Here is a 13665-nt window from a genome sequence, read left to right on the forward strand (position 1 = left end):
TGCCATGAGCGATCCGACCCAGCAGCCGCCCTCGGACCCGTACCGGGCTCAGGACCCGTACCAGCCGCAGGCGCCCTACCAGGGCCCCGGAGCCCCGGGTGGCCCGACGCCGCCTCCCCAGGGTCCGCCCCAGCAGGGCCAGAACCCCTACGGCCAAGGCCCCTCCGGCCATCCGCAGCCGATGTTCAACCACGCGCCCCAGCCCAACCACCCGCAGGCCACGACTTCGATGGTGCTCGGCATCATCTCGATCGTCGGTGGCTTCATGTGCCTGGTGCCGCTTCTCATGGCACCCGTCGCGTGGATCATGGGCCGCAAGGCCGTCAAGGAGATCGACGCCTCCGGTGGCCAGCTCGGCGGACGGGGCGAGGCGCAGACGGGCTTCATCACGGGCATCGTCGGCACCGTGCTGCTGATCCTCGGCGTGATCGCCACGATCCTCATCGTCGCGCTCGTGTTCGCGGCGGCCGACTCGACCAACAGCGGCGACTACTCCTACGACGCCCTGACCAGCCTGATCCCGGCCGGTCGCTGACCGACGCGGGTCAGATCGCGCAGCCGACGAGGTTCGGCTCGGGCTCGAGCTCGATGCCGAACCGTGCGGCGACGCCGTCGCGGACCTCACGGGCCAGCGCGAGCAGCTCGTCGGTCGTGGCGTCACCGCGGTTCGTCAGCGCGAGCGCGTGCTTGGTCGAGAGGCTCGCAGCCCCCGTGCCGTGGCCGCGATCGAACCCGGCGTGACTGATGAGCCAGGCCGCACTCGTCTTGACCGTGCCGTCGGGCTGCACGAAACGCGGGGCCTCGCTCGGCAGTCGCTCGGTGGCCTCGGCCGCGAGCACGGGGTTGGTGAAGAACGACCCGGCACTCCAGGTGTCGTGATCAGCGGGATCGAGCACCATGCCCTTGCCCCGACGAAGGGCCAGGACCGCCTCGCGAACCTCGGCCGCGGGCGCGCGCCCACCCACCTCGATCCCGAGCGTCCGGGCGAGCTCGGCGTAGGCGACCGGCGCGCCGAGCGATCCGAGCCGCAGCTGGAACGCGACGTCGAGCACGACGTGGCGGCCGGGCTCTGCCTTGAAGCGGCTCGTGCGGTAGCCGAAGCGGCACTGGTCGGCCGCCAGCGTGCGGACCTCGCCCTCGCGCCGGTCCCAGGTGCGGACCCGGATGATCGACTGAGCGACCTCCTGGCCGTAGGCACCCACGTTCTGGATCGGGGTCGCACCCACTGATCCCGGGATCCCGGCGAGGGCCTCGATCCCGATCCATTCCTGCCCGACCGCGCGGGCGACAAGAGCCTCCCAGGACTCGCCGGCGGCGACCGTGACGGTGGCGCCGCTGCACGCGTCCTGGTCGACCACGTCACCCGAGGTGCGCACCAGCACGACGCGCCCGTCGAATCCCTCGTCGGCCACGACGAGGTTGCTGCCGCCCGCCACCAGCAGGACCGGGGTCCCGGAGTCGTCGGCATCGGCGACGGCGGCGATCAGCTCATCGGTCGTGGTGGCCTCGACGACCTCACGGGCCGGGCCCCCGAGGCGGAGCGTGGTGACCTCCGACAAGCGCATGCGACGACCCTACCGGCGGGCGTGGGCGGTGAATCCTCCACTCATCACGGCGTGGGCGGTGAGTGTTCCACCGTCACGCCTCTCGTGCGGTGGAACACTCACCGCCCGAGCACCGTGGGTGGAAGACTCACCGCCCCGCGGCGGGCAGGGACGGCGAAGGCCCCCTCCGCCGGAGCGGAAGGGGCCTTCGGAGTCGAGCGCTGGGATCAGCGGGTCTCGCGGTGCACCTGGTGGGTCTTGCAGCGCGGGCAGAACTTCTTGATGTCGAGACGATCGGGATCATTGCGACGGTTCTTCTTGGTGATGTAGTTCCGCTCCTTGCACTCGGTGCAGGCAAGGGTGATCTTGGGGCGGACGTCGGAGCTCTTGCTGGCCACGGGAGTGCCTCAGTTCTGAATGGATCGGTGACGTACTGGTGAAGTTCGGTAGCGGAGGCGGGGCTCGAACCCGCGACCTCACGATTATGAGTCGTGCGCTCTGACCAACTGAGCTACCCCGCCGGAGTTCGCGAGTCGCCTCGCGAGGGGACCCGGCCGCGACCGGGATCCAGAGCCCCTTTACGGAATCGAACCGTAGACCTTTTCCTTACCATGGAAACGCTCTGCCGACTGAGCTAAAGGGGCAAGCCGACGACCCACCCTACAAGGTGATCGCCCGGATCCGAAATCGGGGGGTCGTCACTCCTGGGCGGCTGCCGCAGCGGCTGCCAGGCGGGCCGGCCAGGCGGGGCCGCCGTAGATGAATCCCGTGTAGGCCTGCACCAGGTCCGCCCCCGCCGCCAGCCGCGCGACGACGTCATCGGGGCTGTCGACACCACCGACGCCGATGAGGGCCAGGCGGTCGCCGACGCGCTCCCGGAGCCGGACGAGGACCTCGGTGGACCGCTCCGCGAGGACGGGCCCCGAGAGGCCGCCACCGCCGGCCGCCTCCACCACGGCGCGGGGCGTCACGAGCGAGTCCGGCCGCGCGATCGTCGTGTTCGTCGCACTGATGCCGTCCAGGCCCAGCTCGAGCGCGAGGTCGGCCACGGCGTCGACGTCGGTGTCGGCCAGATCAGGGGCGATCTTGACCACCAGCGGGACGCGACGACCGTGGTTGAGCTCGGTCACCTCGCGGACGGCCGCGAGGATCGGCTCGAGCTGCTCCACGGCTTGCAGGTCGCGCAGGCCGGGCGTGTTGGGGCTCGAGACGTTGACCACGAGGTAGTCGGCGAACGGGGTGAGCAGGCGCGCGGAGTCGACGTAGTCGGACACCGCGTGCTCCGGCGGCACGACCTTGGTCTTGCCGATGTTGACCCCGATGACGGCCCGCCGGCCCGCCGCCGAGCGACGGAGCCGGTGCAGGCGCGCGGCGACGACGGCGGCGCCGTCGTTGTTGAAGCCCATCCGGTTGACGACCGCTCGGTCGTCGACGAGGCGGGCGAGGCGAGGGCGGGGGTTGCCCGGCTGCGCCTGGGACGTCACGGTGCCGATCTCCACGTGGCCGAAACCGAGCGCCAGGAGCCCCAGGACGCCGCTGGCGTTCTTGTCGAAGCCGGCGGCGAGACCGAAGGCGTGCGGGAACTCGATCCCCATGACGGTGCGCGGGGCCTCCGGGACCCGGACCACCGCGCCGGCGGCACGTCCGCCCAGGCGGATCGCCCGGAACGCCTGCTCGTGCGCGAGCTCGGGATCCATACGGGCGAACACCTGGCGGAACAGCGCGTCGTAGACCACGGCGTCAGGTTAACGGTGGTGCGACCAGCGGGTCGCGTCGATGCGGAAGACCCATCGCCGACCGGGCCACTCGGTCGACGACCAGAGGCGATCGGTCCCGGGCCACGACGTGATGTCCTCGGGCCCGGTCGGCAGGACGCCGCGGTGACGGACCAGCTCACCGGGTCGCCCCACCCAGAGGTCGCCCGGATTGCCCTCCCCGGAGCTGGCCGTGACGAACCAGGTCCCGTCGACGACGGCCGCACCCTGCATCCGCGGCACGCCGTCGGCGACGTCCACCGGCCGTGCGACGCCGTCCGCGTCGACGCTCAGCAGTCCGGTGGAGCGGTCGAGCGGGAACCGCACGAGCCGGTGGCGACCCGTGCCCTTGCGGCCGTACTCGCCCGCCACGAGGTGGTCGGTGTCGGCCCCGCGCTCGAGCGAGAGGAAGGAGTAGACCATGCCGCGCTCGCCGGTGTCGGCCTGCGCCTCGTAGGCGCCGGTCTGCGGCAGCACGTGCCGCGCACCCCGTCCGCGGAGGCGCGACCGGAGCCGCTGCACGTCGCCGAGTCGGAAGATCCGCAGGCCGCCACCGCTGGCCGCCACGAAGAGGTGGTCGCCGTACCAGGCGAGTCCCCCGGCGTGCACCGGCACACGACGCAGCCCCGGCACCCCGGCGAGCCGCCGCTCCTCCACGAGCCGCACGTGGGCGTAGCGCGGCGCGGCCTCCGGCTCGAGGTCGACGACCGAGATTCGCGAGCCGAGCAGGAGGTAGCCGAGCCCCCCGTGGCCGTACCAGCTCGTGAGCAGGACCGGGCGCCCCGATGACGCGCCCGCGTCGGACGCGTCGGCGGGGTCGAGACGTGCCGTGGCGCCCTGGGGGAACCACCAGCGGGTCTCGACGTCCCGGTCGTCCCAGCGAAATCCCCGCTCGGCGGCCTCACCGGGCACGTCCGTCCAGGTGCCGGTCCGGTCGAGGCGGTCCAGCACGCCGGCCAGACCGACGCGACTCGGCCGTCCGCGCAGCGGCCTGCCGGGACGGTGGACCAGCCGCAGCGCCGGCGTGTCAGCCACTCAGACGACGCCCTGCGCCAGCATCGCGTCGGCGACGCGCGTGAACCCCGCGATGTTCGCCCCGAGCGCGTAGTCGCCCGGCGCCCCGTACTCCTCGGCGGTCGTCACGCAGGCCGTGTGGATGTCACGCATGACCGTCTCCAGCCGTCGCTCGACGTCGTCGGCCGTCCACGACTCGCGGGAGGCGTTCTGCTGCATCTCGAGCGCGCTCGTGGCGACTCCACCGGCATTGGCCGCCTTGCCGGGGACGAACGTGACGCCGGCCTCGCGCAGCACGTCGACGGCCTCGGGCGTCGTCGGCATGTTCGCCCCCTCGGCGACGACCGTGCAGCCGTTCTCGACCAGCGAGGCGGCGCCCTTGTCGTCGAGCTCGTTCTGCGTCGCGCACGGGAGCGCCACGTCGCACGGAACCTCCCAGATCGACCCCGAACCCATCGCGGCCCGGTCGCGCTGCTCGGCGTACTCCGCGATCCGTCCGCGTCGCTCCAGCTTGACCTGCTTCAGCAGCTCCAGGTCGATGCCGTCCTCGTCGACGACGAAGCCCGAGGAGTCCGAGCACGCGACGACGGTGCCGCCCAGCTGGTGCACCTTCTCGATCGCGTGGATCGCGACGTTGCCCGAGCCCGACACCACGACCCGTTTGCCGTCGAGCGAGGAGTCGTGCGCCTCGAGGACGTCGCGCACGAAGAACGCCAGGCCGTACCCGGTGGCCTCGGTCCGGATCCGCGACCCGCCCCAGGCCGGTCCCTTGCCGGTCAGCACGCCGGCCTCGAAGCGGTTGGTGATGCGCTTGTACTGGCCGAACAGGTACCCGATCTCCCGCGTGCTGACGCCCTGGTCGCCCGCCGGGACGTCGGTGTGCTCCCCCACGTGGCGGTAGAGCTCGGTCATGAAGGACTGGCAGAACCGCATGACCTCGGCGTCGGAGCGGCCCTTGGGGTCGAAGTCCGAGCCGCCCTTGCCGCCACCGATCGACAGGCCGGTCAGGGCGTTCTTCAGGACCTGCTCGAAGCCCAGGAACTTGACGGTGGCGACGTCGACGCTCGGGTGGAAGCGCAGTCCACCCTTGTAGGGCCCCAGCGTCGAGCTGAACTCGACCCGGAAGCCCCGGTTGACCCGCACGCGACCGTCGTCGTCGACCCACGGCACGCGGAACACGACCTGTCGCTCCGGCTCGACGAGGCGACGGACCACACCCGCGTCGACGTACTCGGGGTGGCGCTCGAGCACCGGCCCGAGGCTCTCGAGCACCTCGAGCACCGCCTGGTGGAACACGTCGTCGCCGCGGTTGCGGCTCGTCACCTCGTCGTAGACGTCCTGCAGTCGCTGCTCGAGCTCGGGCACCGGTTCTCCTGTTCGTCGCGTGCCGTCGACGCTATCGGCCAACCCGAACTCCTGCCGTTCGGAATGGCCACGGCGCGGACACCGTTGACGCAGGCATGACGACACTCGGACTGATCGGCAGCGGCAACATCGGCAGCACCCTCGCGCGACTCGCGGTCGACGCCGGCCTCGACGTGGTGCTGAGCAACAGCCGCGGCCCGGAGACCCTGGCCGGCCTGGTCGAGGAGCTCGGCCCGCACGCCCGTGCGGCGACGGCGCCGGAGGCGGCGAGCGCGGGCGACCTCGTGGTCGTCACGATCCCGCTCAAGCACCTCCGCGACGTGCCGGTCGAGCCCCTCCGCGGGAAGGTCGTGCTCGACACCGGCAACTACTACCCGGAGCGCGACGGCTCGATCCCCGAGCTCGACGACGAGTCGACCACGACGAGCGAGCTGCTGCAGGCGCACCTGCCCGAGTCGCACGTCGTGAAGGCGTTCAACAACATCTACTTCGAGCACCTCGCGGCGCTGGCGCGACCGGCCGGTGACGCCGAGCGGTCCGTGCTCGCGATCGCCGGCGACGACGCTCCCGCGAAGGCCGAGGCCTCCGCGCTGATCGATCGGCTCGGCTACGACACCCACGACGTCGGCGCCCTGGCCGAGGGCTGGCGCTTCCAGCGCGACACCGCGGCCTACGCGGCGCTGTACGGCGACCCGAGCACGTCCTTCCCCGACTGGAGGCCGCGTCCGGTCAAGCTCGACCTGCTGCAGCAGCAGCTCGACGCCGCCCAGCGCTACCGCGACATGTGACGGGTAGCCGGTGGCGCTCTCGCGCCGCCGGCGGCCGCGGGCGGAGCCCCGCCCCTTGAGGTGCGACGAGGAACGAGGAGCCTCGAAAGGGGTACCGCCACCCACAACCTGACCAAGGCTTCGAGGCTCGTCGCTGAAGCTCCTCACACCTCAACCACCGGGCGGGCGGGCCAAGCCCCGCCCCTTGAGGTGCGACGAGGAACGAGGAGCCTCGAAAGGGGTACCGCAACCCACCGAGGGCCCCGTCGCAGGCTCCTCCCACATCCACAACGCCCCATCACGCACCAACGCCCCCCAGCAGAGAACGCTGAGGGGCGTTGGCACGGACGTGGCAGGTAGAGGATTTGAACCTCTGAAGTCGATGACGGCTGATTTACAGTCAGCTCCCTTTGGCCGCTCGGGCAACCTGCCTCGCGCGCCGCCCGAACTGCAGGCGACGGAGAGAGAGCCTACCCCACGCGGCTAGGCTGATCGAATCCAGATCCACCCCTCCCGAGGAGACGCAGATGGCCGACTCGTCGTTCGACATCGTCAGCAAGTTCGACCGCCAGGAGGCCGACAACGCCCTCAACCAGGCGGTCAAGGAGATCGGCCAGCGGTACGACTTCAAGAACACCGGCGCCACGATCGAGTGGAAGGGCGAGCAGGGGATCGAGGTCACGGCCAACGCCGAGGAGCGGGCCCTGGCGGTGCTCGAGGTCTTCAAGGAGAAGCTCATCAAGCGCGGCATCAGCCTCAAGGCGCTCGAGACCGACGACCCGCGACAGAGCGGCAAGGACGTCAAGCTCAACGGCACCTTCAGCGACGGCATCACGACCGAGCAGGCCAAGAAGGTCAGCAAGATCATCCGCGACGAGGGTCCCAAGGGCGCCAAGGTGCAGATCCAGGGCGACGAGCTGCGCGTCACGAGCAAGAAGCGCGACGACCTGCAGGAGATCATCGCGCTCGTGAAGGCCGCCGACCTCGACTTCCCGGTGCAGTTCGTCAACTACCGCTGACTCGTGCGTGAGCGGGCGGAGGCGTCCCACCGCTCACGCAGGAACGGAGGGGAGCCGCGGCTCCCCTCCGTTCCTGCGTGCTCAGCGGATCAGCGGGTGCCACCTCGCAGCAGCTTCCCGGCGAACGCCACCGCGTCGCGCAGGCGACCGACGGGCGATCCGTGGTGCTGCGGGGCGGCCGCTCCACCCGCCATCGGACGGGGTCCGGGGCCGACCAGCGAGTAGCTGATCACACCGGAGTCCGTCCAGTGCATCGTCGGCCGGCGACGCATGAGCAGCAGCACGCCGGCCGCCGTCAGGGGACCGGCCACGAGCAGCATCCACAGCGGACCGGCTCCCGTGCTGGGGAGCAGCCCGGAGACCGCCGCGGGTGAGGCAACGGGGGGCGTCGGGAGACCGCCGCCGGAGCCGACCGTGACGACCACCGGAGGGGTGCCGCCGCCGGAACCGAGGTCGTCACAGACCGGGCCCGTCAGCTGCGCGGGGACCGTGATCGGGAAAGAGGCCTGACCAACCAGGTCGAAGCCCACCTCGGCCACCGCGGTCACGACGTAGTCGCCCGGTCCGCTTCCCAGCGGGTTCGAGGAGTAGAGCACTCCGGCCGTGGTCGGAAGCACCAGCGTGCCGGCGACGGCACACGTGGCCGGCGTCGCCGTCGGCGGCTCCGCGATCACCTCGGCGTCCGGCACGATCGGCGCTAGACAGTCATCGACCGTCGGCTCCGGGTCGGCCGGGGACAGGGCCACCACGACGGAACGCTCCTGCGCGTCCTGGAACACGTCGCCCACCTGCGGGTCGACCGGCGAACCGGGCAGGGCGTTGACGCTGACCTCGATCGGGTTCTTGCCCGCCTTCAGCACCTCGTCGACGCCGGGCTGACCGACGTACTTGCAGACGAACACCTTCTTGACCGGATCCGGGGGGACCGGACACGCGACCGGGCCGCTGAGCTGTGGATCCACGGTCACGACGAACGGCACGGCGACCGTGGGGTCGAGGACGAAGTTCGCGAGGGCGGTCGGCGTCACGGTGTACGTGCCGGGCGCACCGGTGAACGCTGGATCGACGGTGTACGTGACACCCGTCGTGATGGGGAGGGTCAGCGTGCCGGGCTCGTCACACGTGGGAGCGCTGACGATGGGGGGCTCGGGTGCGACGACCGTGGCCACCGCAGCCAAGGGACAGGCGGCAGCGGTCGGCGCCGGACCGCCGTCGTCGATCGCCACGACGTAGGAACGGTCCTGGCCGTCCGCGAAGAAGTTGCCGACGGCCGCGCCGCCGGTCGAGGCCGAGCTGACGCTGATGGGCTGCTTGCCGGCCTTGAGCCGCTCGTCCACGCCCGGCTGTCCGACGTACTTGCAGACGAACACCTTCTCCGGGGGCGCCGCAGCGACGACGAAGCCGTCTCCACCTTCGGCCGCCACCTTCTGGGCGACGGGCGCCGGGGACGGTGCCGCGGCTGCCTGGTCCTCGACCACGGTCGCCGGCTCCGACGCGGCCGCGGGCGCCTCCTCCGCGACGGACGGGGCGGGCGCGGTGGTCTCTGGAGTCTCGGCGAGCTCGACGACCGCGTCGTCGGCCTCGGCCGGGGCCGGCGACGACGAGGTGTCGAGCTCGAAGGACTCACCGGTGGCCGGCTCAACCTCGCCCTCGGCACCGACGGCGGCGTTCGCCGGGTAGCCCAGGAGCACGCTCCCGAGCAACAGCAACAGCACGACCAACAGTCTCTTCATGGCATTCTCCGGCTCACGCAGGTGACCAGGCGGCGGTCGATCGAGTCCCCGGGGGTGGGGCTCCGCGCGTCCATTTCGCCGAAGGTGCAGGGTGCACGTTCTACAGGGAGAACTGCGCCGGGCCCCTCTGCGTTACGAAACCACCGATATTGGCCTCGCGACGCGTCTCACTTTTGGTGGTCCAGGCGTGGATCCGCCGCCGGACCTGCGCCGTCCGGGTGCCCCACACCACGCCCGCCGGGCCCCGACCGCAGATGGTCGGGGCCCGGCGGGCGTGCTCGGATCGGGGCGGAGTCAGTGCAGCATGATCGGCGCTGCGGCCGCGTCCTCGGCGTCCAGCATCGCCGACTCCTCCCGTTTGCGCGGCAGGAACAGCGCCGGGACGATCGCGACGAGCACGAGCGCCAGGGCGACCATGAAGGTCGACGAGAACGCATCGGCAGCGAACGACAGACCCCGCTGGATCACGTCACCGGGCAGACCGAGCTGGTCGAGCAGGCCTGGCTGCATCTGCGTCGCGATCGCGACCCCCGCCTCCGTGAGCGGCTCACCGTTGTCGTCGACGGCACCCTGGATCGTGGGCGAGGCCTGGATGCTGTTGGTCAGGATGACCGAGAGCACCGCGGCGCCGACCGAGCTGCCGACCTGCTGCACGATGTTGACCAGCGTCGACCCCCGGGCCACCTCGTGGTTGGTCAGCGTCTTGAGCGCCGAGGTCATGATCGGCATCATCGTGCCGCCCATGCCCAGGCCCATGACGAACAGCGCGCTGCCGAGGAGCCAGTAGGACGTCTCGGCGCCCAGCATCGTGAACGGGACGAAGCCGGCCGCGATCAGGAGCATGAAGAACGGCACCGTGCGACCGACCGGGATCTTGTCGGCCATGAATCCGGCGACCGGCATCATGATCATCGCGCCGAGTCCCTGCGGGGCGATCAGCAGACCGGCCATGAGGGTGGTCTCCCCGCGCACCTGCAGGAAGTAGCTCGGGAAGAGCAGACCGGCGCCCATGAAGGCCACGATGAAGACGAACATCGTGACGACCGCGACCGTGAGCCGGCGGTTTGCGAAGAGGCGCAGGTCGATCAGCGGGTGCTCCGGGCGGAACGCATGGAACACGAACGCCGTGATCAGCAGCAGGCCGATCGTGACCGACACCCAGACGCGCGGGCCGAGGTGCACGCCGTTGCCGCCCTCGGCGATCGAGGAGACACCGAACAGGAACGCCGCGAGGCCGGGCGAGAGCAGCAGCATGCCCATGAGGTCGAACGACTCGGAGCTGGTCGCGGTGTCCTTCGGCAGGACCCGCATCGCCACGATGATCGCGATGATGCCGATCGGCAGGTTGATCAGGAAGATCCAATGCCAGCTGAACTGGTCGATGAGGTAGCCGCCGAGGATCGGGCCGCTGATCGGACCGAGCAGCATCGGGACACCGAGCACGGCCATGAGGCGACCGATGCGCTCCGGGCCCGCGGCGCGGGTCAGGATCGTCATGCCGAGCGGCATCAGCATGCCGCCGCCGAGACCCTGCAGCACCCGGAACGCGATGAGCATCTCGATCGAGTCGGCCGCGGCGCACAGCACCGAGCCAGCGGTGAAGAGCACCAGCGCCGCGATGTAGAGGCGCTTGGTGCCGAAGCGGTCGGCGGCCCACCCCGTGGCGGGGATGACGGTGGCCAGGGCCAGCGTGTAGCCGGTCATGGTCCACGCGACCGTCGCGAGCGTCGTATCGAAGACGTTCGCGAAGGTCGGCAGGGCCACGCTCACGACGGTGATGTCGAGGATCGACATGATGGCGCCCAGCACGACGACGCCGGCGACCTTGAGCACCGGCCCGTCGAGCTTGTCGGGCGCTGCGGGTGCGGTGGAGGCACTCATGCAGTCACTTCTTCCTGGTGGGTCGCAGGTGGTCGCCTGCGAGGATCGGATCCAGTGCCGCGGACAGCCGGGCGCACAGGTCAGGGGGGATCTGGTCGACCACGTCACGCAGCGCCTGGGCCTTCTGCTTCCCGTGCGCATCGGCGAGCTCCAGGCCCCGCGGGGCCAGCGAGACGAGCTTGACGCGGCGGTCGGACTCGCTCTCGCGACGCTCGACGACCGACAGCTTCACGAGCCGGTCGATCACCCGACCCTCGGCCGCGACCGAGATGCCGACCTGCTCGGCGATCGCCGAGATGGGCAGCGCCTCGGGAGCGCACGCCAGCAGGAAGACGGTCTTGGCCTGGTTGATCGTGAGGTCGAGCTCGGCGGCGACGTCGTTCGTGCGCGAGTGCATGACGCCCATGACCTGCTGCAGGAAGTCCTGCAGCTGGTCGTAGAGCACGTCGGACGAGGTGGACACGACTCGAGATACTAACCGATCGGCAACCATTGCCGATCGGCAGGCGACTGTGACATGCCTCGCACCGCCACTCCCGAGCGCCCCGCGATTTCAGGCAAGGCGCCCTCGGCCCGTAGAATCGCCGAGGCGCACCTGCGCCCCTACCTCGGCTCCGCGCCGCCTCCTTCTCCAGACTCGGATCTCTGCATGCCCATTCGCCATGACCTGCGCAACGTCGCGATCGTCGCCCACGTCGACCACGGCAAGACCACGTTGGTCGACGCCATGCTCCAGCAGCAGGGCAACTACGACGAGCACCACCAGCTCGCCGAGCGCGCGATGGACTCCGGCGACCTCGAGCGCGAGAAGGGCATCACGATCCTCGCGAAGAACACCGCGGTCCGTTACAACGGCCCGGGCGCCCCGGAGGGCGGCGTCACGATCAACATCATCGACACCCCCGGTCACGCCGACTTCGGTGGCGAGGTCGAGCGCGGCCTCTCGATGGTCGACGCCGTCGTGCTGCTGGTCGACGCCTCCGAGGGTCCGCTCCCCCAGACCCGCTTCGTCCTGCGCAAGGCCCTCGCGGCCAAGATGCCGGTCATCCTCGTCGTCAACAAGGTCGACCGTCCCGACTCGCGCATCGCGGAGGTCGTCGACGAGACCTACGAGCTGTTCCTCGACCTGTTGCCCGAGGACGCCGGCGACGACGCCCTCGACTTCCCCGTCGTGTACGCGTCGGCCAAGGCCGGGCGCGCCTCGACGAACAAGCCCGACGACGGCGGCCTGCCCGACTCCGAGAACCTGATTCCGCTGTTCCAGACGATCATGGACGCCGTCCCGGCCCCGGAGTACACCGAGGGCGCACCGCTGCAGGCGCACGTCACGAACCTCGACTCCTCGCCGTTCCTCGGTCGCCTGGCGCTCGTCCGCGTCAAGGAGGGTGAGCTCAAGAAGGGTCAGCAGGTCGCGTGGATCAAGCGCGACGGCTCGATCGAGCGCACCAAGATCACCGAGCTCCTCGTGACCGAGGCGCTCGAGCGCAAGCCCGGCGAGAAGGCCGGCCCCGGCGACATCGTGGCCATCGCGGGCATGTCGACCATCACGATCGGCGAGACGCTGGCCGACCCCGACAACCCCGTCGCCCTGCCGCTCATCCATGTCGACGAGCCGGCCATCTCGATGACGATCGGCACGAACACCTCGCCGCTCGCGGGTCGCGAGAAGGGCACCAAGGTCACGGCGCGCCTCGTGAAGGACCGCCTCGAGTCGGAGCTGATCGGCAACGTCTCGATCAAGGTGCTCCCGACCGAGCGACCGGACGCGTGGGAGGTCCACGGCCGTGGCGAGCTGGCCCTGGCCATCCTCGTCGAGCAGATGCGTCGTGAGGGCTACGAGCTCACGGTCGGCAAGCCGCAGGTCGTGACGCGCGAGGTCGACGGCAAGATCCACGAGCCCGTCGAGCGTCTGACGATCGACTGCCCCGAGGACTACCTCGGCACGATCACGCAGCTGCTCGCCGTCCGCCGCGGCCGCATGGAGCAGATGGTCAACCACGGCACCGGCTGGGTCCGGATGGAGTTCCTCGTGCCCGCCCGTGGCCTGATCGGCTTCCGCACCGAGTTCCTCACCGACACCCGCGGCACGGGCATCGCCCACCACGTCTTCGAGGGCTACGAGCCGTGGGCCGGCGACATCTCGACGCGACCGTCGGGCTCGCTCGTCGCCGACCGCGCCGGCGCCGTCACGTCGTTCGCGATGACCAACCTGCAGGAGCGCGGCACCCTGTTCGTCGACCCCGCCACCGAGGTGTACGAGGGCATGATCGTCGGCGAGAACTCGCGCGACGACGACATGGACGTCAACATCACCAAGGAGAAGGCGCAGACCAACATCCGGTCGGCGACCTCGGACAACTTCGAGAAGGTCATCCCGCCGAAGAAGCTGTCGCTCGAGCAGTCGCTGGAGTTCTGCCGCGAGGACGAGTGCGTCGAGCTGACGCCCACGCACGTGCGCATCCGCAAGGTCGTGCTCAACCAGTCCGAGCGCGCCCGCTCCGCCAAGGCGCGTCGCTCCGGCCGCAGCTGACCCCCGCCCCGCACGGGCGGTGAGCTAGCCGTCACCTCCGTCGCACGACGGTGAGCCT

General features: G+C 70.6%; 12 protein-coding genes and 3 tRNA genes. 4 read left to right on the forward strand and 11 right to left on the reverse strand.

Going from position 1 to position 13665, the window contains the following annotated elements; genetic code table 11:
- The first annotated feature begins 4 nt into the window (after nucleotides 1–4).
- Nucleotides 5–535, forward strand: coding sequence for a DUF4190 domain-containing protein (locus tag V6S66_RS12870; protein ID WP_334207131.1), 531 nt, complete (start codon nucleotides 5–7; stop codon nucleotides 533–535).
- Between the two features lie 10 nt (nucleotides 536–545).
- Here the strand turns inward: V6S66_RS12870 and V6S66_RS12875 are convergent, their stop codons facing one another.
- From V6S66_RS12875 to gdhA, 7 genes are all read right to left on the reverse strand, one after another.
- Complete coding sequence (locus V6S66_RS12875; RefSeq protein WP_334207132.1) at nucleotides 546–1565, reverse strand: UDP-N-acetylmuramate dehydrogenase; 1020 nt, start codon at nucleotides 1563–1565, stop codon at nucleotides 546–548.
- A 206-nt stretch (nucleotides 1566–1771) separates the two neighbouring features.
- Nucleotides 1772–1942: a 50S ribosomal protein L33 gene (gene rpmG / locus V6S66_RS12880; protein WP_007078674.1), complete on the reverse strand. Its 171-nt coding sequence runs from the start codon at nucleotides 1940–1942 to the stop codon at nucleotides 1772–1774.
- Between the two features lie 49 nt (nucleotides 1943–1991).
- A tRNA-Met gene (locus tag V6S66_RS12885) sits at nucleotides 1992–2065 on the reverse strand.
- A 50-nt stretch (nucleotides 2066–2115) separates the two neighbouring features.
- Nucleotides 2116–2188: transfer RNA gene (locus tag V6S66_RS12890), tRNA-Thr, on the reverse strand.
- Nucleotides 2189–2242: 54 nt separating this feature from the next.
- Nucleotides 2243–3280 carry a quinone-dependent dihydroorotate dehydrogenase gene (locus V6S66_RS12895; RefSeq protein ID WP_334207133.1) on the reverse strand — a complete coding sequence of 346 codons (1038 nt, stop codon included), beginning with the start codon at nucleotides 3278–3280 and terminating at the stop codon, nucleotides 2243–2245.
- Between the two features lie 9 nt (nucleotides 3281–3289).
- Complete coding sequence (locus tag V6S66_RS12900; protein ID WP_334207134.1) at nucleotides 3290–4333, reverse strand: hypothetical protein; 1044 nt, start codon at nucleotides 4331–4333, stop codon at nucleotides 3290–3292.
- Nucleotides 4334–5677 (reverse strand): NADP-specific glutamate dehydrogenase, encoded by a 1344-nt coding sequence (gene gdhA / locus V6S66_RS12905; RefSeq protein WP_334207135.1) that lies wholly within the window; start codon nucleotides 5675–5677, stop codon nucleotides 4334–4336.
- Between the two features lie 95 nt (nucleotides 5678–5772).
- On the opposite strand from gdhA, the gene V6S66_RS12910 reads away from it, so the two are divergent.
- Complete coding sequence (locus V6S66_RS12910) at nucleotides 5773–6465, forward strand: NADPH-dependent F420 reductase (RefSeq protein WP_334207136.1); 693 nt, start codon at nucleotides 5773–5775, stop codon at nucleotides 6463–6465.
- A gap of 329 nt (nucleotides 6466–6794) precedes the next feature.
- On the opposite strand, the gene V6S66_RS12915 is transcribed toward V6S66_RS12910, so the two are convergent.
- Nucleotides 6795–6876, reverse strand: a tRNA-Tyr gene (locus V6S66_RS12915).
- Nucleotides 6877–6971: 95 nt separating this feature from the next.
- Between V6S66_RS12915 and V6S66_RS12920 the strand changes: the two genes are divergently transcribed.
- Nucleotides 6972–7463 carry a YajQ family cyclic di-GMP-binding protein gene (locus tag V6S66_RS12920; RefSeq protein WP_334207137.1) on the forward strand — a complete coding sequence of 164 codons (492 nt, stop codon included), beginning with the start codon at nucleotides 6972–6974 and terminating at the stop codon, nucleotides 7461–7463.
- A gap of 89 nt (nucleotides 7464–7552) precedes the next feature.
- Here V6S66_RS12920 and V6S66_RS12925 read toward each other — a convergent pair whose 3' ends face one another.
- The 3 genes from V6S66_RS12925 to V6S66_RS12935 form a co-directional block, all read right to left on the reverse strand.
- Nucleotides 7553–9196 carry a hypothetical protein gene (locus V6S66_RS12925; RefSeq protein WP_334207138.1) on the reverse strand — a complete coding sequence of 548 codons (1644 nt, stop codon included), beginning with the start codon at nucleotides 9194–9196 and terminating at the stop codon, nucleotides 7553–7555.
- Nucleotides 9197–9490: 294 nt separating this feature from the next.
- Nucleotides 9491–11077, reverse strand: a complete 1587-nt coding sequence (locus V6S66_RS12930; RefSeq protein WP_334207139.1) for a DHA2 family efflux MFS transporter permease subunit — start codon at nucleotides 11075–11077, stop codon at nucleotides 9491–9493.
- Nucleotides 11078–11081: 4 nt separating this feature from the next.
- Nucleotides 11082–11540 (reverse strand): MarR family winged helix-turn-helix transcriptional regulator, encoded by a 459-nt coding sequence (locus tag V6S66_RS12935; protein ID WP_334207140.1) that lies wholly within the window; start codon nucleotides 11538–11540, stop codon nucleotides 11082–11084.
- A gap of 186 nt (nucleotides 11541–11726) precedes the next feature.
- Between V6S66_RS12935 and typA the strand changes: the two genes are divergently transcribed.
- On the forward strand, nucleotides 11727–13607 hold the full coding sequence (gene typA, locus V6S66_RS12940) for a translational GTPase TypA (protein WP_334207141.1): 1881 nt from the start codon (nucleotides 11727–11729) through the stop codon (nucleotides 13605–13607).
- Nucleotides 13608–13665 lie beyond the last annotated feature (58 nt).

Origin of the sequence: Aeromicrobium sp. Sec7.5, assembly GCF_036867135.1 — a bacterium.
GTDB lineage: Bacteria > Actinomycetota > Actinomycetes > Propionibacteriales > Nocardioidaceae > Aeromicrobium.

Bases quoted from the DNA above. Each gene is read 5' to 3' on its own strand.
- V6S66_RS12870 (WP_334207131.1), top strand. From the start codon at position 5: ATGAGCGATCCGACCCAGCAGCCGCCCTCGGACCCGTACCGGGCTCAG.
- V6S66_RS12875 (WP_334207132.1), bottom strand. From the start codon at position 1,565: ATGCGCTTGTCGGAGGTCACCACGCTCCGCCTCGGGGGCCCGGCCCGT.
- V6S66_RS12910 (WP_334207136.1), top strand. From the start codon at position 5,773: ATGACGACACTCGGACTGATCGGCAGCGGCAACATCGGCAGCACCCTC.
- V6S66_RS12920 (WP_334207137.1), top strand. From the start codon at position 6,972: ATGGCCGACTCGTCGTTCGACATCGTCAGCAAGTTCGACCGCCAGGAG.
- V6S66_RS12925 (WP_334207138.1), bottom strand. From the start codon at position 9,196: ATGAAGAGACTGTTGGTCGTGCTGTTGCTGTTGCTCGGGAGCGTGCTC.
- V6S66_RS12930 (WP_334207139.1), bottom strand. From the start codon at position 11,077: ATGAGTGCCTCCACCGCACCCGCAGCGCCCGACAAGCTCGACGGGCCG.
- typA (WP_334207141.1), top strand. From the start codon at position 11,727: ATGCCCATTCGCCATGACCTGCGCAACGTCGCGATCGTCGCCCACGTC.